Genomic DNA, 25,460 nt, shown 5'->3' with positions numbered 1-25,460 from the left:
CGTTGAAAATTCTGCGTGCACAACCGTTGTTAAGTGTTTGTTGTTGTGGCTCAATGTTCGATTGTGTGCTGTGCCTCACAGGTGTGAGGCGCTCCGGCTCTCGACGAGGACGACGCCTTGAACCGACAACTACCCCGCCCCCGCGCACTTCTCAGATCGCTGGCGTGTGCCGCCGCACTGCTGATCCCGCTGGGTGCCACCCTGGTCCCGGCCTCGGCCGCGACCCCCGCTGCCGCCCCTGCTTCGGCGGCCACCGCGACCGCGTTCGCGGCCGACGACCCGGTCACCGATGTGCACGGACTGAAGGGCGAGTACTTCCGCATGTCGGCGCCGGGCGCCCGTGACTTCGCCGAACTCGGCGGCGTGGCGCTCGATCCGCAGATCAACTTCCCCGGACTCACGGGCACGTTCGAGGCCACGACCGGGCGTACCGAGAACACGACCGCCCGATGGACGGGCCGGATCGAGGCCCCCGAGACCGGTGACTACACCTTCGCCGCGATCGGCGACAACGGGTTCAGGCTGTTCATCGACGGCCAGGCCGTCATCGACCACTGGCAGCCCGACTGGGACGTCGAGCAGACCAGCAAGCCGGTCGCACTGACCGCCGGAGAGCCGCACGAGTTCCGGCTGGAGATGTTCCAGGACACCGGTGGCGCCAACATGTTCCTGCGCTGGTCCAGCGCGAAGCTCACGAAGCAGATCGTGCCCGAGTCGGCGTTCACCCCGCCCGCCGACTTCGAGGTCTACCCGGTCGCGCTGAGCGTCGCCGACGACGGACTGCGGCTGCAGGCGACCTTCAAGGACCGGGTCGACGACCTCGGTGATGTCAAGGACCACCTCAAGATCGAGGCCGACACCTCGCCGATGCCGGTGAAGTCGGTCGCGAAGGCGTCCGACAACCCGAAGGCCCTCATCGTCACCCTGGCCGCTCCCATCCAGAAGAACCAGCAGGTCAGGGTCGCGTACGACGGGGAGGGCGGCCTCCGGGCAGGCGGCGCGGCGGTCCCGCAGATCAGCCGTACGGCCAAGAACCTGTCCACCCACCGGCTGACCACCCCGTGGGGCGACAAGCTCGACCGCAAGCACCCGCTGCCCGAGTACCCCCGTCCCCAGCAGGTTCGCGACCAGTGGAAGAACCTCAACGGGCCCTGGGAGTTCGCGGGCGCCGAGGCCGGTCAGAAGCCGGTCTTCGGCAAGCCGCTCGACGAGCGCATCACCGTGCCCTTCCCCGTCGAGTCGCAACTGTCCGGCCTGGAGCGCCACGAAGACCACATGTTCTACCGCAAGCTGGTCGAGGTGCCCAGGAGCTGGGCCGTCGGCGGCAAGGGCGACAACGGCAAGCGCCTGAAGCTCAACTTCGGCGCCGTCGACTACCGGGCCACGGTCTGGGTCAACGGCAAGCAGGTCGCCGAGCACACCGGCGGCTACACCTCCTTCAGCGCCGACATCACCGACGCTGTCAAGGGCAGCGGCCCGCAGGAGATCGTCGTCGCCGTCACCGACACCACCGGCCCCAACCAGCCGATGGGCAAGCAGTCGAGGAACCCCGGCGGCATCGTCTACACCGAGTCCTCCGGCATCTGGCAGACCGTGTGGATGGAGCCCGTCGCCGCCGCCTCCGTGGACACGCTGACGACCACGCCCGACATCGACAAGGGCCGCCTCGCCCTGACCGTGAACTCCGCCGACGCGTCGCCCGGCGCCCGGATCAAGGCCGTCGCCCGCGACCGCAAGGGCCACGTCGTCGGCACGGTGACCGGCCCCGCCAACCACGCGCTGAGCCTGCCCGTCGCGAAGCAGCACCTCTGGACCCCGGACGACCCCTACCTCTACGACCTCGAAGTCACCCTGACCGACGGCCGCTCCAAGGACACCGTCGACAGCTACTTCGGGATGCGCTCCATCGGGATCGAGAAGGTCGGCGGCTACCAGAAGCTCGTACTCAACGGAAAGCCGTTCTTCTCCCTCGCCATGCTGGACCAGGGTTTCTGGCCCGACGGCCTCTACACCCAGCCCAGCGACGCGGCCCTCACCTTCGACCTGAAGGCGCAGAAGGAGCTCGGCTTCAACGCGGTCCGCAAGCACATCAAGGTGGAGTCGGCCCGCTGGTACTACCACGCCGACAAGCTCGGCCTCCTGGTCTGGCAGGACTTCGTCTCCAGTAACATCACCGATGCCACTGGGCAGCAGTCCTTCCTCTCACAGGGCAAGCAGATGATGGAGCAGCTGCACAACTCGCCCGCGATCGGCGGCTGGATCGTCTTCAACGAGGGCTGGGGCGAGTGGGACCGTACCGAGACCGGGAAGATCGCCGAGTCCGTCAAGGCCGCTGACCCGTCCCGGGTCGTCAACGCTCACAGCGGAGTCAACTGCTGCTCGTCCAAGGGTGATTCGGGCAAGGGCGACATCATCGACCACCATGACTACCTCAACCGTGAGGCGCCCTTCCCGGACGACCGGGCCGCCATGGACGGCGAGCACGGCGGCTTCACCCTCCGTACCCCCGGGCACATGTGGCCGGGCGCGCCCGCTGCCATCTACAGCGGCGTCGCCGACAAGGACGCCCTGACGGCGAAGTACGTCGACAACACCCGTACGTACTACCTCGCGGCCGCGGGTGCCGAGCTGTCCGGCTCCGTGTACACCCAGGTCTCCGACCTGGAGAACGAGCTCAACGGGCTGTGGACCTACGACCGCCGCGAGATCAAGGTCGACCCGAAGAAGGTGCGGCAGATCAACGAGCAGGTCATCGCGGCCGGTGCGGCCGCCGGTGACCGTGAGCAGGTGAAGGGCGGCGCCGACTGGCGGCTCGACGAGGGCACGGGCACCACGGCCGCCGACCAGGGTCCCAACCACAGCGCGCTCACCCTGACCGAGGGCACCACCTGGACGCCGGGCGTGCACGGCTCCGCGCTGAAGTTCAACGGTCAGGGACAGTACGCGCAGACGGCCGGACCCGCCGTCGACACCACCCAGGACTACACGGTCTCCGCCTGGGCCACCCTGGACGCGCTCCCGGGCAACTACGCCACCGTGGTCAGCCAGGACGGCCGCCGCACGGAGAATCCCTTCTATCTCCAGTACGGGCAGGGCGCGTTCGCGTTCAGCACACCGGGCGGACACCGGGCCCGGGTGGAGATGAAGCCCGAGCTGGGGAAGTGGTACCACCTCGTCGGCGTGCGTGAGGGCGACGACCTCAAGCTGTACATCGACGGGAAGCCCGTGGCGCAGACCACTGCCGGACCCGCCGATGTGAGCACCGGGCCGCTGTCCGTGGGCCGCGCCATGTACGCAGGCCAGAAGGGCGACTTCTGGAACGGCTGCGTCGACCAGGTGCGGGTGTACGACAGGGCGCTCACCGCGGATGAGGTGAGCACCCTGCACGACGGCGAACAGCCGTAGTCACGACAGAGGCCGGCCCGGCAGCGTCGAAGTACTGTCGCTGCCGGGCCGGCCGTCGTCGGGGCCGGTCCGTCACCTCACGGAGCCAGCAACTGCCACACGTGGTCGTCGGTGCCGTTGTCGCTGAACTGGACGACGTGGGCGCTGTCGGCGGTGGACATGTTGTCGACGCCGAGGACTTTGCCGGAGTGGCGGTTGTGGATGCGGTACCAGCCGTCGCCGTTGGGGACGAGCTGCCAGAGGTGGTCGTCGGTGCCGTTGTCGTCGAACTGGACGACGTGGGCGCTGTCGGCGGTGGACATGTTGTCGACGCCGAGGACTTTGCCGGAGTGGCGGTTGTGGATGCGGTACCAGCCGTCGCCGTTGGGGACGAGCTGCCAGAGGTGGTCGTCGGTGCCGTTGTCGCTGAACTGGACGACGTGGGCGCTGTTGGCCGTGGACATGTTGTCGACGCCGAGCACCTTGCCCGAGTGCAGGTTACGGATCCGGTACCAGCCGTCGGACAGCCACTGCCCGGCGTCCGGACCGGCCGTCGGGAATGCCGTGATCCGCAGCCGGGCCGCGCCCATGGGGACGAGCGTGATCTCCTCCACCGGCTCGGTGCTGCGCGCCGGGCTGTCCTGGAGCGGGGCGACGACCTGCTCGCCGTCCGCGCTCCACTCGGGAATCCGGCGGGCACGCGCGGTCATGGTCAGCGGGGTGCCGTCGAGGGTGAACGGGTTGTCCCCGGGAGCGCGGCGGGCGGAGTGGAGGCGCAGCGAGGAGGCGGGCTCCCCGCCGTCGAGGACGAGCCCGTAGTTCCAGGCACTCGTGGCATGCACCTCGTACTCCGGGAACCGGTCCGTGCCGCCGATGCGCCGGTACTCCTCACCGATCCGGAGCGAGTACGTGAGCGGCCCGTGGTCGACGCTCACCGCGCCGTGGTTCGACGCCCAGGTGCGTACGGTCGTGCGCTGGGGGAAGCGCAGGGTGACCCTGTCGCCGTTCGCCCATGTGCGCTCGACCCGGGTGAAGGCCGGGCCCGCCGGTGCCTGCACGCGGCGCCCGTTGACCCTGATCTCCGGTTCCGCGCACCAGGCGGGAATGCGCAGCACCAGCGGGAAGCGCAGATGCTTCGGTGACCTGAGGGTCAGGGTGACCGTGTCCTTGAACGGATATCCGGTCTCCTCGGTGAAGGTGACCTCGGTGCCGTCGGCCACCTTCGCGGTGACCTCGCAGCTCGCGTACATCGCGGCGGCCAGACCCCCGTCCGGGGTGGCCAGCCACAGCTCCTCGACGAAGTACGGCCAGCCCATCCCGTAGTTGTGCGGACAGCAGCGGTACTGATCGACGCCCGGCAGATACGCCTGCATGGCAAAGCCGTTCTGGAACTGCCGCCCGCTCTTGGGCACATTGTCCAGATCGACACTGTTGGCGCTGGTGATGTAGTGGACCGCCCGGCCCGAGGGATCCAGCGCGGCGGGCAGCGAGTTGAAGGCCAGTTCCTCGCAGCGGTCGGCCCACAGCGGATCGCCGGTGATCCGGGTGAGCAGCTGGTGGCTGGCCATGAACTCGACGATGCCGCAGGTCTCGAAGCCCTGCCGGGGGTCGCCGTGCCCGGGACGCGCGTTCTCGTCCCCGGCGAAACCTCCGCCGGGGAACTGTCCGTACTGGTCCATCGCCTTGCCGTACGTCCCGTACGTGGCCCGGGTGTCGGTGGCCGAGCCGCTGCGCAGGGCGTACTGGGCCGGCTCACGGAAGCCCTGCGCGATGTTCACGTTGTGCAGGTTGACCAGATTGTCGCCCCAGTCGGCCCCGTACGTATGGATCTTGTCGGCGAGATCGAGGAGGAAGGCGTCACCGGTGCGGTTGAAGAGCCAGAAGACACTGTCCAGGCCGTCGCCCCAACGAAGGGCGATCCAGCTGGTGTTGAAAGCGCCGGGCCCCTGGGCGTTCATATAGCGGAAGAACCTGCTGAGGAACGGGATGACGCGCCTGTCGCCGCTGTACTCCTGCCAGGAGCGCAGGGCTTGGAGGAGGGGGAGGAAGGGCCAGAAGTCCGGGCCGCCGTTCAGCGACGTACGCAGCGATTTCGGGCCGAAGAAGCCGTCGCTCTGCTGTGTGCCGAGGATCGCGTCGAACCAGCGGCGCACGGATGCGAGCGCCTTGGCGTCCCCGGTGACGATCGCGAGATCGGTGTAGCCGCGCAGCCAGTACGGAACCTCTTCCCAGCCGCCCAGCTCGGGGCGGACCCAGCCGGTGGCGGAGAAGTCCAGGAAGTGCGAGAACTCCTCGTAGCGGCCGCACAGTCCGTCGAGCTGGAGCCCGAGCTGTCCGGCCAGCCAGCCGTGCGCGGTGACCGTGCCCGGGGGCAGTTTCAGGAACGCCGTCGGGTGCAGGGGCGCGGCGTTGGGGGAGTAGTGCCCGCCGTGGGCGGGCGCCGCCCGGTGTTCGGCGGCGGTCGCGGTGGTGGCCCAGCGGCCCGACGCGGCCGCGGTGGCCGCGGTGGCCAGCGCACCGGCCATGAGATGTCTGCGGTTGAGGGACATCGGTGAGAGCTCCTGCCTGCCGGCTGTGCGGGTATCGGCCCAAGCGGGGAGAAAGGGCCGCGAGTAGGGAGAAGGGCCGCGTGTGGGAGCCGAGGTGAGCCGGTACGGAATCGGCCGCGGCTTCCACGCATGGCAAGGCCACCGCCGGGCCCGGCGGCAGCAGTGCGTCAACTTGCTTGCAACGTTGGAAAATTGGCGTCCGGCCGTATGACAGCATGCCTCCGAAGCGCTGTCCAGGGGTTCCGCGCCACCTGGTGGTGCACCGCGCGGCCGTCCTCGCTCCGGGGTCCGACACTTTTTGGAAACGCATCGGCAACTCTCTTGCCGCCCGTGCCGCGCCGCCTATATAACGTTGTAAACCGAGCCGCCGACAGGCCGCGCAGGCTCTCACGACCGCAGGTTCAGCAGCTGTTCAGGCAGCCCGGAGCGGGGTCGCGAGGAATGAAGTGACATCGGCCGCCCCGCGGTTGATGCATCGTCCAGCCATGCCCCGACCACACGCCAGCGAGCGTGCCGTCACCCCGCCAAGGAGCGTCCCGCGCATGATGATCCAGCGCCGATCCCGAACCCTCGCCGTGGCCTGCCTCCTCGCCGCCACCGCCACGCTGGCCGCCTCCGGCTGCTCCAAGTCGGAGACCTCGAACAACGCGGGCGGTGACAGCAGCCAGGGCGCCCAGGCGGCCAAGACCCCCGAGAGCAGCTCCGGTTCGGGCTGCTCGCTGCAGACGTACGGTGCGCCGAAGCTGGACCTGAAGGACGCGGTGGTCGGCTTCTCGCAGTCGGAGAAGGAAGCCAACCCGTTCCGTATCGCCGAGACCCAGTCCATCAAGGACGAGGCCAAGAAGGTCGGCGTGAAGAAGCTGCTCACCACCAACGCGCAGTCGCAGCTCTCCAAGCAGATCAGCGACATCCAGGACATGCTTTCGCAGGGCGCCCAGTTCCTCATCGTCGCCCCGCTGAACTCCGACGGTCTGGAGCCGGCGTTCAAGGCGGCCGCGGCCAAGAAGGTCCCCGTCCTGACCATCGACCGCAAGGTCAACTCCACCGCGTGCAAGGACTATGTGGCCTTCCTCGGCTCCGACTTCGTCGAGCAGGGCAAGCGCGCGGCGGACGCGATGATCAAGGCGACCGGTGGCAAGGGCAAGGTCGCCATCCTCCTCGGCGCGTCGGGCAACAACGTCACCACCGACCGCACCAAGGGCTTCGTCGACCAGGTCAAGGCCCAGGCGCCCGGCCTGGAGATCGTCGCCCAGCAGACCGGCGAGTTCGCCCGCGACAAGGGCCAGCAGGTCATGGAGCAGCTCATCCAGTCCAAGCCCGACATCACCGCCGTCTACGCGGAGAACGACGAGATGGGCCTCGGCGCCGTCACCGCGCTGAAGGCCGCCGGGAAGAAGCCCGGCAAGGACGTCAAGATCGTCTCCGTGGACGGCACCCGCAACGCCGTGCAGGCCCTGGTCAACGGCGAGTACAACGCCGTCATCGAGTCGAACCCGCGCTTCGGACCGCTCGCCTTCGCGACCGCCCAGAAGTTCTACGGCGGCGAGGAGATCCCGGAGAACGTCATCATCTCCGACCGGGCGTACGACGAGACCAACGCCAAGGCCTCGCTCGGCGGGGCGTACTGACCGTACCGATCCGCAGGGATCCGCACCCCCGGACCACCGCCGCCGTGGCACACCACCCCGCCACGGCGGCACCGGGCCCACACCCTTGGAACAGCGGAAGGCCAAGACCACCCATGGCACCACCCGAAGCAGTACCGCAGGCGCCGGAGCCGGCCGCCCACCCGGAGGAGGTGACCGCTCCGGCCGCCGCCGGCACCGTCCTCGAAGCCCGCTCGGTGAGCAAGCGGTTCCCGGGTGTCGTCGCCCTCGACGACGTCTCCTTCTCTCTGCGCGCCGGCGAGACCCACGCCCTGGTGGGGGAGAACGGCGCCGGCAAATCCACCTTGATCAAGGTTCTGACCGGTGTCTACCAGCCCGACGGCGGCGAACTCCGGCTGAGCGGGTGGCCCGTCAGGTTCGCCCGCCCGTTCGAGGCTCAGCAGGCCGGGATCTCCACGATCTACCAGGAGGTCAACCTCGTCCCGCTGATGAGCGTGGCGCGCAACATCTTCCTCGGCCGTGAGCCCAAAAACCGCCTCGGCCTCATCGACTTCTCCCGGATGCACCGCGAGACCACCGAACTGCTGGACGGCTTCGGCGTACGCGTCGACCCCCGAAAGCCCCTGCACACGCTCGGCATCGGCACCCAGCAGATGGTCGCCCTGGCCCGCGCCGTCTCGGTCAACGCCCAGGTCGTCATCATGGACGAACCCACCTCCTCGCTGGAGCCGCGCGAGGTCGAGACCCTCTTCGGGGTCATCGAGAACCTGCGCGGCCAGGGCATCGCAGTCCTCTACGTCAGCCACCGCATGGACGAGCTGTACCGCATCTGCGACCGGGTCACCGTGCTCCGCGACGGCCGCCACATCCACACCGGCGACCTCGCGGGCCTCGACCGCATGCAACTCGTCTCGATGATGCTCGGCCGCGATCTGTCCGAGGTCCGCCGCACCGGCCTCACCAGCTTCGGCGGCGAGGGACACGACGCGGCACGCACTCCCGTACTCACCGCGACCGGCCTCACCCGGCGCCACCAACTCCACGACATATCCCTGTCGTTGTACGGCGGCGAAGTGCTCGGTCTCGGCGGCCTCCTCGGCTCCGGCCGCAGCGAGACGGCGAAGGCGCTGGCCGGAGCCCTGAGCCTGGATTCCGGCGAACTCACGGTCGCGGGACGGACGTTGCGCAGGATCGGCTCGGCCGGTGCCATCCGCTCGGGCATCAGCCTGCTGCCCGAGGACCGCAAGGCCGAAGGCATCGTGCCCGGCCTCTCCGTGCGCGAGAACATAGTGCTGGCCGCCATGCCCCGGCTCTCCCGCTTCGGTGTGGTCTCCCGCCGCAAGCAGGACCGCATCGTCGACATCTTCATGAAGCGGCTGCGGATCAAGGCGGCGAGCCCCGAGCAGAAGGTCGGCGAACTCTCCGGAGGCAATCAGCAGAAGGTCCTCCTCGCCCGCTGGCTCTGCCTGGAACCCAAGGTGCTGCTGCTCGACGAACCGACCCGCGGCATCGACGTCGGCGCCAAGGCCGAGGTCCAGCGCCTCATCGACGAGCTCGCCCGCGAGGGCCTCGCCGTCCTGCTCATCTCCTCCGACATCGAGGAACTCATCGAGGGCGCCGACCGCATCGTCGTCCTGCGCGGCGGCTCGGTGGCCGGCGAACTCGCGGGCGACGAAGTGACCGAGAGCCATCTGCTCGAAGTGCTCGCCGACCACTCACCGGCGCCCACCGGAAAGGCCCCGGTCGCCCAGGAGGACCCCCGATGACCCAGGCCGCCCTCTCCGCCCCCGCCCGCCCCCTGGCGCGGCTGCGCGACCCCGCCTGGTACCAGGAGTACGGCGTGTACGTCGCCGTGACCGTGGTGCTCGTCTTCAACGCCCTGTTCACCGAGCACTTCATGACCGCCGACAATCTGCGCACCCAGCTCGTCCAGGTCGCCCCCATCATCATCGTCGCCCTGGGCATGGCCCTGGTCATCGGCACCGAGGGCGTCGACCTGTCCGTCGGCTCGACGATGGCGCTCGCCGCCGCGCTCCTGCCGCTCTACCTCGGATACGGGCTTCTGCCCGCGCTCCTCGTCGCGCTGCTCGCCGGAGCGGTCGTCGGCGCGGTCAACGGCACCCTGGTCTCGCTCATCGGGCTGCAGCCGATCGTCGCCACCCTCGCCCTCTTCGTCGGCGGCCGTGGCCTCGCCCTCGTCATGGCCGACGGCCAGCTCAAGCAGATCGTCAACCCGGATCTGCTCTCGCTCGGAACCGGCTCCTTCCTCGGCATCCCGCTGGTCGTCCTGATCGCCGCGATCCTCGCCGTGGCCGTCGCCTTTTTGGTGCAGCGCACCACCTTCGGCCGTCAGATCGTCGCCGTCGGAGGCAACCGCTCCGCCGCGGCCCTGGCCGGACTGCCCGTACGGCGTGTGCTCATCGGTGTGTACGTGCTCTGCGGCGTACTGGCCGCCCTCGCCGGCATCCTCGCCACCGCCAGGCTCACCGCCAGCGACCCCTCCTCGCTCGGCACCCTCATGGAACTCTCCGCCATCACGGCGGTCGTCGTCGGCGGCACCCCTCTCAACGGCGGTTCCATCCGGGTGCTCGGCACCGTCGCGGGCGCCCTGCTGATGCAGCTGCTGCGCGCCACCCTCGTCAAGCACGACCTGCCCGACTCCACCGCACAGATCGCCCAGGCGGCCATCATCATCGCCGCCGTCTACGTCGCCCGGGAGCGTCGGTCCCGATGAACGAAACCACACCCACCGCGGTGGACCGGGTCCTGGCACCGCGCAAGAGCCCCGCAGCCCTTCCGGACGGCGCACCCCGCCCCGCATCCGGGTCCGGGCCCGCGCTCACGCAGCGGCTCGCCGGACTCCTTCAGCGCCAGGGCGTGCTCGCCGTCCTGCTGACCGTCGTGATCATCGCCTCGTTCGTCTATCCGACGTTCGCCACGCTCGACAACGCCCGCGGTGTGACCGTGCAGGCGTCCTTCCTCGCCGTGGTCGCCCTCGGCATGACCATGGTCATCATCACCGGCGGCATCGATCTGTCCGTCGGCTCCGTCTTCGCCCTCGGCGGTGTGCTCGCGGCCTGGGCCTCGCAATGGGGCATGCTGCCCGCGCTGCTCGTACCGCTCGCGGTGTGCGGCGCGATCGGGCTGCTCAACGGCTTCCTGATCGCCCGCGCCGGGATGGCCCCCTTCATCGTCACCCTCGCGACCCTGCTGGCGGCGCGCGGCATGCTCCTGGCCTTCACCGACGAGGGCGCCACCACCTACCTCGTACCGAAGGGCTCCGCCTTCGCCGAACTCGGACAGGGCAGCGTGTGGGGCTTCGGCTACCCGATCCTGATCGCCCTGGTGCTGTTCGGCGCCGGGGGACTGCTCCTGCAGCGCACCTCGTTCGGACAGACCCTGTTCGCCGTCGGGGGCAGCAGCGACGCGGCCACCCTGATGGGCCTGCCCGTCGCCCGTACGAAGCTCCTCGTCTACACGCTCAGCGGTCTCCTGGCCGGACTCGCCGGTGCGCTGAACGCGGCAAGGCTCTCCTCCGGCGTCACCATCGTCGGCGTCGGCATGGAACTCGACGCGATCTCCGCCGTCGTCATCGGCGGCACCCTCCTCATCGGCGGCGCCGGGTCGATCAGCGGCACCCTCTGGGGCGTCCTGCTGCTCGCCGTCATCCAGAACCTCATCAACCAGATCGGCTCGCTGAACTCCTCGTACCAGTCGGTGGTCAGCGGAGGGTTCCTTATCGTTGTCGTCGTGGCCCAGCGCTATCTGGCGCGCAGCCGCAGAAGCACCTGAGCCGCGCAGGCCGGGGCTCTGCCCCGAGCCGCGAAGCGCGAGCCGAAGCCGATCCAGTGCGCCTCAGTGCGTATCGAGCCGAGTCAGGGAGTGCCGTGGGCGTCAGCCTCAAGGACGTTGCACAACGGGCGGGCGTGTCCATCAAGACCGTGTCGAACGTGGTGAACAACTATCAGCACGTCACACCGAAGATGCGCGCCAAGGTGCAGCAGGCCATCGACGAACTCGGCTACCGGCCGAATCTCACCGCACGCCATCTGCGCAAGGGCCGCACCGGCATCATCGCCCTCGCCGTACCCGAGTTCGGCAACCCGTACTTCGCCGAACTGGCGGGCGCCGTCGTCGACGCGGCCGCCCGGCACGACTACACCGTCCTGGTCGACCACACCGCCGGCCTCCGCGAGAAGGAACTCCTGGTCAGCCAGGGCTTCCGGTCCCATGTCATCGACGGCCTCATCCTCAGCCCCATCCATCTGGAGACAGAGGACCTCATGGCACGCACCGAGACCGCGCCCCTGGTGCTGCTCGGTGAGCGGGAGTACGAGGCCCCGTACGACCACATCGCCATCGACAACGTGGCCGCCGCCCGCGACGCCGTACGCCATCTGCTCGACCTGGGCCACCGCAGGATCGCCTTCCTCGGCTCCCGCACCGGACGCGAACGCCAGCCCGCCCATCTGCGGCTGCGCGGCTGGCGCGAGGAGCTCGCCGCGGGCGGTGTCGAGCCCGACGAGTCACTGGTCGTGGTCACCGACGGCTACGGGCGCGAGGACGGCGCCACCGCCATGGCCGCCCTCCTGGACCGGGGCGAGCAGCCCGACGCGGTCTTCGCGTACAACGACCTCATCGCCATCGGAGCCATGCGGACCCTGACCGAACGCGGCCTGCGCATTCCCGAGGACGTCGCCGTCGTAGGCTTCGACAACATCGAGGAGAGCCTGTACGGCGCCACCACGCTCACCACCATCGCCCCAGACAAGGAGGCCATCGCCCGGCTCGCCGTCGACAGCCTCGTCGAACGGCTCTCCGGCAACCCGGTGACCGAACCACGACGGCGCCGCCCCGGCTACACCCTCGTCGTCCGTGAATCCACCGTGCCCCGGCCCACCGCCGCAGGGCACTGAGCACCTCCCCCTCGGCTGTTCGCCCCTCCCAAGGATCTCTGATGCCTCGCCCCACCGTGAACCGCAAACCGTTCGGCGTCCATGACGGCACGGACGTCGATCTCTGGACACTCGACTCCGGTACGGGAGTCCGGGCCGGGATCCTGACCTACGGCGGCATCCTGCACAGCCTCACCGTGCCGGACACCGACCGGAAAGCGGCATCCGTCGTGCGGTCCCTGGCCACCCTGGACGACTACACCGGCAAGAACCCGTTCTTCGGCGCCCTCATCGGCCGCTTCGCCAACCGCATCGCCCACGGCCGCTTCACCCTCGACGGCACGACGCACCACATCCCCGCCAACGACCGGGGCCACGCCCTGCACGGCGGACCCGACGGCTTCCACACCCGCATCTGGCAGGCCACCGCGGACGCGAGCGAGGACGCCGCCACCCTCCGGCTCACCCTGCACAGCCCCGACGGCGACATGGGCTTCCCCGGCGCGCTCGACGTCACCGTGACGTACACCCTCGACACCACCGGCACTCTCGCCATCGACTACACGGCGACCACCGACCGCCCGACAGTCCTCAACCTCACCAACCACGCCTACTTCGACCTCACCGCGAGCGGTGACATCCTCGGCCACACCCTCCAGGTGGACGCCGGCACCTACCTCCCGGTCGACCGGGACGGCATCCCGCAGGGACCCGCCGCCGACGTGCACGGCACCCCGTTCGACCTCACCACCCCGCGCACCATCGGCGAGCGGATCGCACTGCCGGACGAACAACTGCGGATGGCGGGCGGCTTCGACCACTGCTGGATCATCCGCGACCCCGAGTCCGGGCCCCGCTCCGCACCGCGCCGCGCCGCCCGTCTCACCGCCCCCGGTGCCACCCGGATCCTGGAGGTCTGGACGACCGAGCCCGGCATGCAGGTCTACACCGCCAACCAGCTCGACGGCACCCTCACGGACCCGGCGGGCCTGCCCCACGCACGCCACAGCGCGATCTGCCTGGAGACCCAGCACCTGCCCGACTCGCCCAACCGCCCCGAATACCCCGGCACCGAACTGCGCCCCGGCGAAGTCGCCCGCAGCAGGACGGAGTTGAGGTTCCCCCACCTCACAGCGCACCCGGCCTGAGCGCCGGACCTGCGGCACATCGACAGGTCCGGCGGGCAGTTGTACGGCCGCGCGGGGAATGGCGGAATGCGCCGCGATGTTGGAACGATCATGACTTTTTCTGTGGACGTGACCGTCCGGGGCTATGAGCTCGACACGCAGGGGCATCTGAACCAGGCCGTCTATCTCCAGTACGCAGAGCACGCTCGCTGGGAGCTGCTGCGAGCCGCCGGGCTGTCGCAGGAGAAGCTGCTGGCCAGCGGCGTCGGGCCGGTGGCCCTCGAGACGACGGTGAAGTTCCTGCGGGAGCTCCGCGGTGGGGACCGGGTGCGGGTGACCTGCCAGTTCGTATATGGCGAGGGGAAGACGTTCGAGGTCGCGCAGAAGATCCTCAAGGAGGACGGCACGGTCGCGGCGCAGGTCACGGGCGTGGCCGGAATGCTCGATCTGACGGCCCGCAAGCTGATAGCCGATCCGGCCGGGCACCTCGCCTCGCTCGCCGAGAACCCGGACCTGCTGAGCGGCTGACCGCGGCGGCTCACGATCGGCGCTGCCCGTTGTACGGTGAATCTCAAACTACGATGAGTCTCGTATTATGGGAGGCCATCGGACCGAACCAGGAAGTGGAGCCGCCGTGACCCCCGCCAGCGCCCCTGCCCCCAGCGCCGCAGCGGCCGGCGGCCGCGCGCTCGATCACCCCGCACGGGACGAGATCCGCATCGAGAGCGTGCTCCACGCGCTCGCCGACCCGATGCGGCTGCGCGTGGTCCGTGAGCTGGCCGCCGCCGACGCCGAGCTCACCTGCTCCTGTTTCGACCTGCCGGTGTCCAAGTCGACCACCACGCACCACTTCCGGGTGCTGCGCGAGAGCGGCATCGTCCAGCAGATCTACCGCGGCACGGCCAAGATGAACGGGCTGCGCCGCGACGACCTGGAAGCGCTGTTCCCCGGTCTCCTCGACAGCATCCTCGACGCGGCGAACCGGCAGGTCCAGCGCATCGGCGAGGACCGGTAGCCTCACGCTCCGCCCCGGCCGACGGCCTCCGCCGCGCTCAGCAGCCCCGCCCAGTCCGGAATCTTCACCGGCCCCCGGCCCAGCGACCGCCCCAGCGCCGCCTCCGCACGCTCGATGGACAGCCACCCGTTCCACTCCACCGGGCGCAGCCCCCACGCCCGCAGTGCGGCCACCGGATCGGGTGCCGAAGGGCGCCCGGCGAGCAGCGGGGCGTCGTCGAGCAGCGATGTCACCGTCTCCTTCGCGCAGGACCGGTTCGAACCGATCACCCCGGTCGGCCCCCGCTTGATCCACCCGGCGACGTACTGCCCGGGCGACGGCACCCCGTCCCGCAGCACCCGCCCGGCCAGATGCGGCACCGTCCCGCGCACCGGGTCGAACGGCAGGCCGGGCAGCGGCAGCCCGCGGTAGCCGACCGCCCGCAGCACGAGCTGGGCGCCGATGTCCTCGTACGTACCGGAGTCGCGCACGCCCCCGCTGCCGTCCGGCACGGTACGGGCGAACCGCACCCCGGCCACCCTGCCGTCCCGCTCCAGCAGCTCGACGGGGCGCAGGAAGAACCGCAGGCGGATCGTGCGCACCGAGCCCTCTCCCGGATCCGCGCCCGCGGTGCCGCCCGCGGCCCAGCCGCGCAGGACCTCGACATTGCGCCGCGCCGCCGCCGTCAGGGGCGGCGCGCTCGGCGGTGAGGACAGGGCGGGCGCCGACCGCGGGGACGGATCGACGTACGCCGGGTCGAGCGCCATCTCCGCCTCGTCCACCACCACCCGCGCCCCCGGCAGCGCGCCCAGCTCCCGCAGCTCCTTGGTGGTGAACCTGGCCTGGGAGGGGCCGCGCCTGCCCGCCATGTGGACCTCGCGCACCCGGCTGCCGGCCAGCGCGCCGAGCGCCCCGTGCGGTACGTCGGTGGGACGCAGCTCCCGCGCGCTCCGCGAGAGGATCCGCGCCACGTCCACCGCCACATTGCCGACCCCGATCACCACGGCCGAGCGTGCCTGGAGCGCAAAGCTGTTGGCCGCGGCGTCGGGGTGCGCGCTGTACCAGGAGACGAAGTCGGTCGCGGAGCAGCTGCCGGGCAGATCCTCGCCCGGGACCGCGAGGCCGCGGTCGGTCGCCGCGCCGACGCAGTAGACGACCGCCTGGTAGAGCTCGCCGATCCGTCCGGGCGGGATGCCGTCGCCGCCCACCTCGACATTGCCGAGGAAGGTGATCCGATCGTGCTCCAGGACGGTCCGCAGACTGTTCTGCAGCGACTTGATCTTCTCGTGGTCGGGAGCGACGCCGTAGCGCACCAGGCCGTACGGGCAGGGGAGCCGGTCCAGCACATGGACCCGGACATCGGGCACCCGGTCCTGCTCGACCAGGGCCTGGGCGGTGTAGACCCCGCTGGGACCGGAGCCGACGACGGCGACACGGAGCACGGCGCACCTCTTCCCGCAGGATGCCTCCAGCATGGCACCCGTTGCCGGGGCGGGGGACGGACGCGGCCGTGGCGTCGTCGGCTACATCGCGCGCATCCGGTCGATCTCCACGGTCTGCTGGGCGACGACGTCCCCGGCCATCTCCTCGACCTGCACGTTGTTCCCCTGCGAGAGCACCTCCGTCGCCATCGTGATCGCTCCCTGATGGTGGGTGATCATCAGCTTCAGGAAGAGCTTGTCGAAGGCCGCGCCGTCCGCCGCGCGCAGCTGCTCGATCTGCGCCGGGGTCGCCATCCCGGGCATCGCCGAGTGATCGTGGCCGGTGGTGGGTCTGGCTCCACCGTTGTGTGTGAGCCACCCCTCCATGGCGCCGATCTCCGGCTTCTGGCCCGCGGAGATCCGCTCGGCGAGCCGCTTGAGGGGCGTGGAGTCGGAGCGGGCGGCGACGAGTCCGGTCATCTCCAGCGCCTGGGAATGATGCTGGATCATCATCTGCACATAGCGGAAGTCGGCCGAGTTGGGGGTGTCGTCCCCAGCCTCCTTCACGGCCTCCTCGGCCGACAGGGTCCGTGCGGGCTCTCCCGGCTTCCCGGGCGCCACCACCGAAGGCCCCACACCCGCCTGCGCCTTCGTACGGTCCTCACCGCTGCCGGCGTCGCACGCGCCCAGGGCGAGAGCGGCGGACAGGACGGCCGCGACAAGAACGGACCGGCGTACACACCTGGACTGACGGCGGATCAACAAGTGGACCTCCAATGCCACATGGGGGTGGTTGCCAACCGTCCTAACACGCTTCCGCACGAGAGTGATCAGAAACTTTCATTACGTCTCTGTTGCCATCTGTTGAGAAAGCCATGAGAAGGACGATACTGCCGGGGTCCGTGAACAGTTCAACTACGTACGGATACAAGGGAGGACGCAGTGATTTCGTTGCACACGAGCCCGGTGCGGCGCAGACGTCTGGGTGTGGCCGCGGCAGCCGCCGGGCTGCTCGCCACGCTGCTGACGGCCGGACCCGCGGCCGCGACGCCCGACCCCGGTGACACGGCCGCCGCCCGTACCGATGTCTCCACAGCACAGGAAGCCGAAGCCACGGCCGCCATCACCGGCGGCGAGATACCCGGCGTGGACGAGATCGTCCACAGCCAGAACATCACCCACCTGGCCAACGTACCCAAGGACGCGCTCAAGGGGCTGAACACGGACCTGGCCTTCCAGGGGAAGTACGCCTTCGCGGGGAACTACGACGGCTTCCGGATCTTCGACATCAGCAGTCCGAAGCACCCGAAGACGGTCGCCCAGGTCCTGTGTCCCGGGTCGCAGAACGACATCTCGGTCTCGGGAAACCTGCTCTTCCTGTCCACCGACTCCTCGCGCAGCGACAACTCCTGCACCAGCACCACCCAGCCCGCCACGGAGAAGTCCTCCTGGGAGGGCATGAAGGTCTTCGACATCAGCGACAAGCGCAACCCGAAGTACGTCGCCGCCGTCGAGACCGCCTGTGGGTCGCACACCCACACACTGGTGCCCGAGCGCAAGAACGTATACGTGTACGTCTCCTCGTACTCGCCGAACGAGACGTTCCCCGACTGCCAGCCGCCGCACGACGGGATCTCGGTCATCAAGGTGCCGCGCAGCGCACCCGAGAAGGCCGCGATCGTGAACTTCCCGGTGCTCTTTGCGGACGGCGGCAACCCGGGCGCCCCCACCAACCCAGGTGTCTCCAAGACCACCGGCTGCCACGACATCACGGTGCTGCCCTCCAAGGACCTGGCGGCCGGTGCCTGCATGGGCGACGGTCTGCTGTTCTCAATCAAGGACCCGGAGAACCCCAGGATCATCGACCGGGTGCAGGACAACGTGAACTTCGCGTTCTGGCACTCCGCCACGTTCAACCAGGAGGCGGACAAGGTCGTCTTCACCGATGAACTCGGCGGCGGTGGGGCTGCCACCTGCAACGAGGAGATCGGCCCGAAGCGTGGCGCCGACGGCATCTACGACATCGTCGGCCGGGGAGACCACCGCAAGCTGGTGTTCCGCAGCTACTTCAAGATCGACCGTCCGCAGGCCGCCACGGAGGTCTGTGTCGCCCACAACGGTTCGATCATCCCGGTCAAGGGCCGCGACCTGATGGTCCAGGCCTGGTACCAGGGCGGAGTCTCGGTGTGGGACTTCACCGACTCCTCGAAGCCCAGGGAGATCGGCTACTTCGAGCGCGGCCCCGTCAGCACGGACGCGGTCACCACGGCCGGCCCCTGGTCGGTCTACTACTACAACGGCTACATCTACTCCAACGACATCGCCAAGGGCCTCGACGTCCTGAAGATCGACGACCGGCGGACCGACCCGGCGAAGCGGGTGCGGCTGGACGAGCTCAATGTCCAGACGCAGCCGGACTACTTCGACCGCTGATCCGGCCCGCTCCAACCGGTCGCATCACGTACCGAGCGCGTCCCGCCGGGCGGATTCCCCGCCCGGCGGGACGCCGCGACCACCGTTGCAGCCGTCAGGCGGCGGACCTGGCGCTCCCGCCGGTCGCCGCGGCCCACTCCACCAGCAGCCGCTGATACTGCTCCTCGTCCTCCGGGGACAGGTGGCCGCCGGAGCGCTGCCACAGGTCACGAATCTCTTTGTTCACCACGGCGGCGGCACGCACGGAATCGGAGGGGCATGGAGAACGGGACATGCGTACAGGCTAAAGCCCCGATGTGACAATCCGACCCATTGGGCGTCAGGGACATCTCTCACATGTCTCTCAGGCAACGCCCGGCACCAGTCCGAGCACCCGCAGCCCATCCGGCCTCTCCTCCACCGGTAGATGCCGCACAAAGCGCACGTCACAGCCCAGCGCCGCCGCCCCGCCGTCCGCGCGCGGCTCGTCGCCGACCATCACCACATCCGCCGGATCCTGCCCGAGAAGTGTGCAGGCGGTGCGGAAGAGCCGTGGGTCCGGCTTCTGGACGCCGTGCTCGTACGACAGGACGTAGGCGTCGACCAGGGCGTCCAGACCGTGCGCCCGGAACACCGGCCGCAGATCCCAGCCGATGTTGCTGACCACCCCGACACGGATGCCGCTGTCGCGCAGTGCGCCGAGTACCTCCGCCGCGTCCGGATAGGGCCGCCAGGCAGCCGGTGACCTGTGCCGCTCGTACAGCGCGTCGTACATCCCCGAATCCGGCAGGGCCACCTGCCGTGCCAGGCCCGTGTACGCCTCCCGGTGGAGCTCCGCGCTCTTGTCGCGGGTGGCCCACACGGAGGCGAGCCGGTCCGGAACCTCCTTAGGATGCGGACCGCCCGGCAACGCCCCGGCAGCCGCCAGCTCCCGCGCGTACCGCTCGAAGTCGGACTGGTTCACGGTCACCTCCCGCTCTGCCAGCACCGCCCGCAGCCAGGACCGGACCGGTTCGATACGGAAGAGGGTCCCGGAGAAGTCGAAGAGCACACCCTTGATCTGCATGGACGCGATCCTCCCGGGTTCAGGAGCGCTGCGGCAAGACCGGTCCGCCGCGCCCCTCGTACCGGGCGAACCCGGCGACGGCGAATCCGACCAGGGCCGCCCCCAGCAGCCAGCCGCCCAGGACGTCGCTCAGCCAGTGCACCCCCAGATAGAGCCGGGTGATGCCCACCCCGACCACCGAGACCCCTGCCACCACCAGCGCGGACCACCACATCCAGGGCCCCGTACCGCGCCGCCGCAGCAGCCAGAGCAGCAGACCACAGGTCACCGTCGCCGTCATCGCGTGACCGGAGGGGAATGCTGAGAAATGGGCCGAATCCACCGGGTCCGGCCAGTGCGGCCGCTCCCGGCCGACCGCGGCCTTCAGCCCCTGTTGGAGGAGGGTCGACAGCAGGCTCACCGCCGCCGCCCACACCGCGAGCGCCCGCGCCCCGCGCCACCACAGCACCACCACGGCCACCAGGGTCAGGGCGCGCATGGTCCATGGATCCCACGCCCAGTCGGTCAGGATCCGGTTCGCGTGGACGAGACCGGGTTCGGTGACCGCCCTTCGGTGCAGCGCCTGCGCGACCGTACGGTCCAGCGTCATCAGCGGCAGCCAGCGCACGGCGACCAGGACCAGCAGGGCCAGGGCGGCAGCCGCGCAGACCACGGAGGCGCCGAAGAGGGTGACGCGGGAACGGGGGCGGGCCGGTGGGGCGGAGGTCAGGGATGGCATGGGGCGATCTTCGCGGAAGATCCGCGCGCCCGGCTATCCCAGTGCGCTGAGTCCCGGAATGAAGGCCACAAGAAGCGGAATCACCGGCACCATGGCGGCCGCCGCGGTCAGCCGGAGCCGACGGCCCGCGGTGAGCCGCTCCACCGGGGTCAGCAACCGGTTCACCCGCAGCGGCAGCTGGGCGTCCGGCGCCGGGCTCGGGCCGAACACGCCCCGGTCCTCGTTGAGTTCCACCAGGGCCAGCGCGATCGTCAGCCGTCCGAAGCGCCTCGACGCCACATCGTCCGCGGCCAGTTCGACCAGCCGGTGCATCTCGTTCCGGAAGGCCGCGAACACCGGCACCTGCGGAAAACCGGTCGCCAGCGCGCCGGAACAGTGCAGCAGCCAGTCGTGGCGGGCCCTCGCGTGCCCCTGCTCATGGGCCAGCACCGCATCCAGCTGACGGCCCTTCAGGCGGCCAAGTGCCGCTGTCGTGATGACCAGTTGAGGCGCGGCGCCGGGCAGCCACCAGGCATCGGGGCGCTCACCCTCCAGCACGACGAGCCGGCCGCCGCCGGGCTCCTCCCCGGGCATCAGCGGGGAGCGCACCAGCAATTCGGCGCGGCGCCGCCTGCGACGCACCTGGGTGCGGTGGATCTCCCGCGTCAGCATCGCCGCCGTCCACACCCCGCCGAGCGCCAGCAGCACCGCCATCGCCGCGGACCACCATCCGTACCCGCCCAGCGCATAGGCCTCCATCACGCCCCGCGGTGCCGGCGCGAACACATGGCCGCGCACCGCCTGCCAGGCCGCGGCCGCGCTGAACGTCATCGAGAGCGCGAAGGAGAGCAGCACCCCGGCCACCACGCACTGCCATACCCACAGCGCGATGACGGGCTCGCGCTCGGGCCACCGCGCCCGCGCCATCAGACGCGGAGTCACGACAGCGGCCAGTGCGCCGAGCAGCAGCAGCACGAGGGAGACCAACATGGCGTCAGCCTATGAGCGGCGCGGCAGCCACGGATATGGCTGTGCACGGCAAGTGACGCACGCCACGGTTTGGCCCGCTCCCTGTCTCACAGAGTGAGCAGCATCGCGAACATGGCGATCCCCATCGTCAGCCGGCACGCGAGGGCCAGCTCGGGCCATGCGCCCCAGCCATCCCCGGCCCGCTCACCGCCGCCGCTGCCCGCCGTGGCGGAAACCGGTATCAGCCGGGCCCCCGAACGCAGCACATACACCGCGTAGTACGCCAGCAGCAGTCCGGTCAGCACGGGTATGCCCCCGGCCGACGCCGCGACGCCATGGCCCGCGTGTGCGCCGTGCCCGCCATGCGCACCTCCACCGCCCGGTGCCATCACCAACGCCATGTAGACCATCGCCGACGACCCGACCAGATGGTGCAGATGGTGACTGCTGTGCCGGGAGAACCACAGCGCGCGCAACGAGGCCGCGCCGAACAGCGCCGCGTACACCACCCACCCCCACGCGGGCGGGGTCACGACCGCGGCCGGCACGGCCATGGCGGCCATGCCGAAGCCCATCAGCGCCTCCGCACGTGCCGTCCTGCGCCCCTCGCCGGTCTCGCTGCGCGTGCGCAGCAGGCAGTACGCGCCCGTCACCGCGCACAGTGCCATCAGCAGCCAGCCGGACATCGCCGTTCCGTGCACAGCGCACCTCCCCCTGGACGTACGACGTAGGTCCCCTCCTAGTCGATGCCCGGGCAGGGATCGTCGTACGCGGCGCACGGAGGTACACGGGAGCGCGCGAGGGGAGTGTTCCCCGCCGCGCACCGAGGACGCCCAGGTTCTAGGGGCGATAACGCAGGGGATGGTCCTCCGGTACCTCAACCACGACGATCCGGTGCCCGTCCGGATCGCGGATCCACATCTCGACCAGCCCCCACGGCTCGCGCACCGGCGGCCGCAGCACCTCCACGCCCCGGGCCGACAGCTCCTCGTGCGCCGCCCGGACGTCCGCGACCTGCAGCCACAGTTCCAGGCCGGGCACCGGGGGCGCCGCGGCGCGTCCGGACACCTCCAGGAAGCCGCCGCCGAGGAAGTAGACCGTGCCCCGCTCGGGGCCGGTGCCGAACTCCCGGTAGACGGGCAGCCCGAGGGACTCGCCGTAGAAGATCCGTGACCGCTCGGGATCGGCCGGACGCAACAGGATCCGGCTGCTCAGCACATGAACCATGCGCCAGACCATAGGCCCCGGGCATGCGGGTTACGCTGCTCCGGCACGGCCACAGCAGAGAAGCGGAGAGCCACCGCCATGGACACAGCCCCTGCCCAGGACTCGGGACAGCTGACCTTCCGCGACGCGGCCGACGCCGATGTGCCCGCGCTCGTGACGCTCATCGAGTCGGCGTACCGCGGGGACTCCAGCCGGGCGGGCTGGACCACCGAGGCGGACATCCTGCAGGGCCGGCGGACCGACCCGGACGGTGTCCGCCAGGTCATCGAGGCGCCCGGCAGCCGACTGCTCGTGGTGGAGCGCGACGCTGCGACCGTCGCCTGCTGCCAGCTCGAACACCGCGGTGACGCCGCCTACTTCGGGATGTTCGCGGTCCGCCCCGAGCTGCAGGGAGCCGGTCTCGGCAAGGTGATCATCGCCGAGGCGGAGCGCACCGTCCGGGAGAGCTGGGGCGTGCGCGAGATGCACATGACCGTGATCTCGGTGCGCGAGGAACTGATCGCCTGGTACGAGCGCCGCGGCTACCGCCGTACGGGAAAGCTCAGCCCGTTCCCGTACGGCGATGAGCGCTTCGGCATCCCGCAGCGCGACGACCTCACGTTCGAGCTGCTGGTCAAGGACCTGATCTGAGCGGCGCGGCGGTCAGGCGGTGAAGCGGCCGGCGCGGCGGATCTCCGGGTAGTCGGTGGTCGCGCCGTCCAGTCGCAGGGCGCGTACCAGCCGCAGATGGTCCTGGGTGTTCACCACCCAGCCGATGACCTTCAGCCCTTCGGCGTGTGCTTGCTCGGCCACCTCCAGGGTGAGTCGGCGGATGTTCAGCGCCAGCGTCGCCGCACCCACCGCCTTCGCCCGGTCCACGATGTCGCCGCGCCAGCGGCTCGCGATGAGCACGGTCCGTACCCCCGGCACCAGCTGGGCGATCTCGGCGACCGCCTCGTCGTGGAACGACGACACCTCGACCCGGTCGACCAGACCGCGGCGCAGCATCACCTCGGCCAGGGCGCGGGCCGCGGCCACGTCCTTGATCTCCGCCTGCACGGGGGACCGTACGGCGTCGAGCACCTCCTCGAAGACCGGCACCCGCTCGCCCAGCCCCGCATCGAGCTCACGCAGCTCGGACAGGGTCTTGTCGGCGATCGGACCGCTGCCGTCCGTCGTACGGTCCACTTCGGCGTCGTGCATGACGGCCAGCGCGCCGTCCTTGCTCAGATGAAGATCCAGTTCGATGGCGTCCATCCCGGCCCGTTCCGCATGGACGAAGGACCGCAGGGTGTTCTCCGGCTCGACACCCATCACTCCGCGATGTCCGATGGTGAGAAAAGACAAGGCAACTCGCTTCCGTCGACGGCGTCTCCCCGCGCGCGGCTCCTGCCCACGGGGCACTACGGCATTACGGCAATTCGGCAGCCTAACGGGCCACCCCCGGGAGAGAACCCCTCGGACGCGGGGGAGCGGTGCCGTGTCACCCATGCGTGGACAGGCCCCGCACGGCCCGGCCGCTCAGGTGTACGAGGACGGGTGGGCCTTCGGTCTCCGGGCCGCGTCCGGCCGACGGAAGCGTTCGCTCAGGAGGTTTCGAACAGGAAAAATAGCGGTGACCATGGGGGCTCGGCAGGATAATCTTCTGGCCCCCACTTGTCCGGAGGAACCGCACACGGATACGGTTGCTTAACGCGAGGTTCTCCTGTGGAGGAAGTGTTATGACGGAAATTCTTGTGCACGGCGTTGCCACAGGTGACATAGCTACGGACCAGCGGGTGGTCGATCACCCCGCCTGGCCCGCGCTCAAGAATGCCGTGGAGGAGATCCGCCCCTGGCAGTCGAAGGACGGTTCCATCGACTTCGACGCCGACGGCGCACCGTCCCGCACGGACGCCCAAATGACGCTGGACCGTGTGATCAGCGCGGTCGAGGAGCTCTCCCCGCTGCTTCCGCACGACGTCGCGTACCACCGCGCCCTCGTCATGGACCTGCGCCGCTGGGCCACCGACGGCTTCGGCGTCCCGGACTTCCTCGACTCGCTGCTCGCCTTCCAGCCGGCCAAGGACCGCATCGACGGGCTCCAGCACCTGGTCGTCTTCGCGATGTACACACAGAACGGCAACCCGGACCGCAACCTCGAAGCGGTCGTCCTGCGGATGGTCTGGCCCGAGTGGCTGGCCGAGCTCGAAGCCACCCGCTACGACAACCCGCTGTTCTGCGGCATCACCTTCGAGGGCTTCACCTCCGGCTACGACACCAACTCCGCGGTGCTCTTCCCGGAGACCGTCGCCGTGCGCGAGGCCCCCGAGCGCTTCAGCTGGGGCGGGATCTTCTGCGACCGCGAGGCCGCCCGCTTCCGCCGGGTCACCGAGGCCTCGGTCGACCTGCTCGGCGTGGAGCTGCCCGAGGACATCCGTGCGATGGTCGGCGACCAGCAGCGCTGCGAGCAGGCCTTCGTGCTCTGGGACATGGTCCACGACCGCACTCACAGCCACGGCGACCTGCCGTTCGACCCCTTCATGATCAAGCAGCGCCAGCCGTTCTGGATGTACGGGCTCGAAGAGCTGCGCTGCGACCTCACCGCCTTCAAGGAGGCCGTGAAACTGGAGGCCGACGGCTTCGCCCAGGGCCGTGACGTGCAGTACGCCGTGCTGTTCGACCGGATGTTCCGCTTCCCCGTCACCGGCGAGCGCGTCCGCAACTACGACGGCCTCGGCGGCCAGCTGCTCTTCGCGTACCTCCACAAGCACGACGTGATCCGCTGGACCGACAACAAGCTCAGGATCGACTGGGAGCGCGCCCCGCAGATCACCAACCAGCTCTGCACCGAGATCGAGAAGCTCTACCGCGACGGCATCGACCGCCCCAAGCTCGTCCACTGGTTCGCCGCCTACGACCTGGTCTCCACCTACCTCGCGCCGCACCCGGGCTCCCGCTGGGCCAAGGGCCCGGACGCGCTGGATCTGTCACAGCCGCCGCGTAAGCTCGTCGACGAAGTGCTTCCGGACGAGTTTCCCCTGAGCATGTTCTATGAGGCGCTCTCCAAGAAACTGAAGAACGTGATCGCCTCGACCAAGGGGATCACCGCCGCGGATGCCGAGCGGGCAGCCGCGTGAGCGCCGGGCTTGAG

22 protein-coding genes are annotated in these 25,460 nt (G+C 69.8%); 12 read left to right on the top strand and 10 right to left on the bottom strand.

Annotated elements, in window-relative coordinates:
• Positions 1-117: 117 nt before the first annotated feature.
• Complete coding sequence (locus OG507_RS04915; RefSeq protein ID WP_327365894.1) at positions 118-3,405, top strand: LamG-like jellyroll fold domain-containing protein; 3,288 nt, start codon at positions 118-120, stop codon at positions 3,403-3,405.
• Positions 3,406-3,482: 77 nt separating this feature from the next.
• Here the strand turns inward: OG507_RS04915 and OG507_RS04910 are convergent, their stop codons facing one another.
• A complete protein-coding gene (locus OG507_RS04910) occupies positions 3,483-5,933 on the bottom strand; it encodes an RICIN domain-containing protein (protein WP_327365893.1) in 2,451 nt (816 codons plus the stop codon).
• Between the two features lie 542 nt (positions 5,934-6,475).
• Here OG507_RS04910 and OG507_RS04905 point away from each other — a divergent pair.
• From OG507_RS04905 to OG507_RS04870, 8 genes are all read left to right on the top strand, one after another.
• A complete protein-coding gene (locus tag OG507_RS04905) occupies positions 6,476-7,561 on the top strand; it encodes an ABC transporter substrate-binding protein (RefSeq protein ID WP_327365892.1) in 1,086 nt (361 codons plus the stop codon).
• A 113-nt stretch (positions 7,562-7,674) separates the two neighbouring features.
• A complete protein-coding gene (locus OG507_RS04900; protein ID WP_327365891.1) occupies positions 7,675-9,306 on the top strand; it encodes a sugar ABC transporter ATP-binding protein in 1,632 nt (543 codons plus the stop codon).
• Positions 9,303-10,274 (top strand): ABC transporter permease, encoded by a 972-nt coding sequence (locus tag OG507_RS04895; protein WP_327365889.1) that lies wholly within the window; start codon positions 9,303-9,305, stop codon positions 10,272-10,274. The genes OG507_RS04900 and OG507_RS04895 overlap by 4 nt, the downstream gene beginning before the upstream one ends.
• On the top strand, positions 10,271-11,332 hold the full coding sequence (locus OG507_RS04890) for an ABC transporter permease (protein ID WP_327365888.1): 1,062 nt from the start codon (positions 10,271-10,273) through the stop codon (positions 11,330-11,332). Before OG507_RS04895 ends, OG507_RS04890 begins: the two co-directional genes overlap by 4 nt.
• Positions 11,333-11,427: 95 nt before the next feature.
• Positions 11,428-12,456 (top strand): LacI family DNA-binding transcriptional regulator, encoded by a 1,029-nt coding sequence (locus OG507_RS04885; RefSeq protein WP_327365887.1) that lies wholly within the window; start codon positions 11,428-11,430, stop codon positions 12,454-12,456.
• A gap of 41 nt (positions 12,457-12,497) precedes the next feature.
• On the top strand, positions 12,498-13,583 hold the full coding sequence (locus OG507_RS04880) for an aldose epimerase family protein (protein ID WP_327365886.1): 1,086 nt from the start codon (positions 12,498-12,500) through the stop codon (positions 13,581-13,583).
• Between the two features lie 90 nt (positions 13,584-13,673).
• Positions 13,674-14,090 (top strand): acyl-CoA thioesterase, encoded by a 417-nt coding sequence (locus tag OG507_RS04875; protein WP_327365885.1) that lies wholly within the window; start codon positions 13,674-13,676, stop codon positions 14,088-14,090.
• 106 nt (positions 14,091-14,196) lie between these two features.
• Positions 14,197-14,577 (top strand): ArsR/SmtB family transcription factor, encoded by a 381-nt coding sequence (locus OG507_RS04870; RefSeq protein WP_327365884.1) that lies wholly within the window; start codon positions 14,197-14,199, stop codon positions 14,575-14,577.
• A gap of 2 nt (positions 14,578-14,579) precedes the next feature.
• On the opposite strand, the gene OG507_RS04865 is transcribed toward OG507_RS04870, so the two are convergent.
• On the bottom strand, positions 14,580-15,998 hold the full coding sequence (locus OG507_RS04865) for an FAD-dependent oxidoreductase (protein ID WP_327365883.1): 1,419 nt from the start codon (positions 15,996-15,998) through the stop codon (positions 14,580-14,582).
• Between the two features lie 81 nt (positions 15,999-16,079).
• The gene (locus OG507_RS04860) at positions 16,080-16,742 is read right to left on the bottom strand and encodes a DUF305 domain-containing protein (RefSeq protein ID WP_442810945.1); all 663 of its coding nucleotides are present in this window, start codon (positions 16,740-16,742) and stop codon (positions 16,080-16,082) included.
• 177 nt (positions 16,743-16,919) lie between these two features.
• Here OG507_RS04860 and OG507_RS04855 point away from each other — a divergent pair, with 177 nt between their 5' ends.
• Positions 16,920-18,410 (top strand): LVIVD repeat-containing protein, encoded by a 1,491-nt coding sequence (locus OG507_RS04855; RefSeq protein WP_327365881.1) that lies wholly within the window; start codon positions 16,920-16,922, stop codon positions 18,408-18,410.
• Between the two features lie 94 nt (positions 18,411-18,504).
• Here OG507_RS04855 and OG507_RS04850 read toward each other — a convergent pair whose 3' ends face one another.
• From OG507_RS04850 to OG507_RS04825, 6 genes are all read right to left on the bottom strand, one after another.
• The gene (locus tag OG507_RS04850) at positions 18,505-18,684 is read right to left on the bottom strand and encodes a hypothetical protein (protein ID WP_327365880.1); all 180 of its coding nucleotides are present in this window, start codon (positions 18,682-18,684) and stop codon (positions 18,505-18,507) included.
• Between the two features lie 69 nt (positions 18,685-18,753).
• Positions 18,754-19,455 (bottom strand): HAD family hydrolase, encoded by a 702-nt coding sequence (locus tag OG507_RS04845; protein WP_327365879.1) that lies wholly within the window; start codon positions 19,453-19,455, stop codon positions 18,754-18,756.
• 19 nt (positions 19,456-19,474) lie between these two features.
• Positions 19,475-20,173: a phosphatase PAP2 family protein gene (locus OG507_RS04840; RefSeq protein ID WP_327365878.1), complete on the bottom strand. Its 699-nt coding sequence runs from the start codon at positions 20,171-20,173 to the stop codon at positions 19,475-19,477.
• A gap of 33 nt (positions 20,174-20,206) precedes the next feature.
• Positions 20,207-21,142 carry a M56 family metallopeptidase gene (locus OG507_RS04835; protein ID WP_327365877.1) on the bottom strand — a complete coding sequence of 312 codons (936 nt, stop codon included), beginning with the start codon at positions 21,140-21,142 and terminating at the stop codon, positions 20,207-20,209.
• A gap of 86 nt (positions 21,143-21,228) precedes the next feature.
• Entirely contained in the window at positions 21,229-21,822 is a 594-nt protein-coding gene (locus OG507_RS04830; protein WP_327365876.1) for a DUF5134 domain-containing protein, read from the bottom strand.
• 139 nt (positions 21,823-21,961) lie between these two features.
• Complete coding sequence (locus OG507_RS04825; RefSeq protein ID WP_327365875.1) at positions 21,962-22,348, bottom strand: VOC family protein; 387 nt, start codon at positions 22,346-22,348, stop codon at positions 21,962-21,964.
• Positions 22,349-22,426: 78 nt separating this feature from the next.
• Here OG507_RS04825 and OG507_RS04820 point away from each other — a divergent pair, with 78 nt between their 5' ends.
• The gene (locus OG507_RS04820; RefSeq protein ID WP_327365874.1) at positions 22,427-22,978 is read left to right on the top strand and encodes a GNAT family N-acetyltransferase; all 552 of its coding nucleotides are present in this window, start codon (positions 22,427-22,429) and stop codon (positions 22,976-22,978) included.
• A 12-nt stretch (positions 22,979-22,990) separates the two neighbouring features.
• On the opposite strand, the gene OG507_RS04815 is transcribed toward OG507_RS04820, so the two are convergent.
• Complete coding sequence (locus tag OG507_RS04815) at positions 22,991-23,674, bottom strand: glycerophosphodiester phosphodiesterase (protein ID WP_327365873.1); 684 nt, start codon at positions 23,672-23,674, stop codon at positions 22,991-22,993.
• 374 nt (positions 23,675-24,048) lie between these two features.
• Here OG507_RS04815 and OG507_RS04810 point away from each other — a divergent pair, with 374 nt between their 5' ends.
• On the top strand, positions 24,049-25,446 hold the full coding sequence (locus OG507_RS04810) for a DUF6421 family protein (RefSeq protein ID WP_327365872.1): 1,398 nt from the start codon (positions 24,049-24,051) through the stop codon (positions 25,444-25,446).
• The last annotated feature ends 14 nt before the right edge of the window (positions 25,447-25,460 follow it).

The sequence above is a fragment of the Streptomyces sp. NBC_01217 genome (genome assembly GCF_035994185.1).
GTDB lineage: Bacteria > Actinomycetota > Actinomycetes > Streptomycetales > Streptomycetaceae > Streptomyces.
Note: the sequence above shows the minus strand (reverse complement) of the source record. Positions and strands in the feature narration are given on the sequence as shown.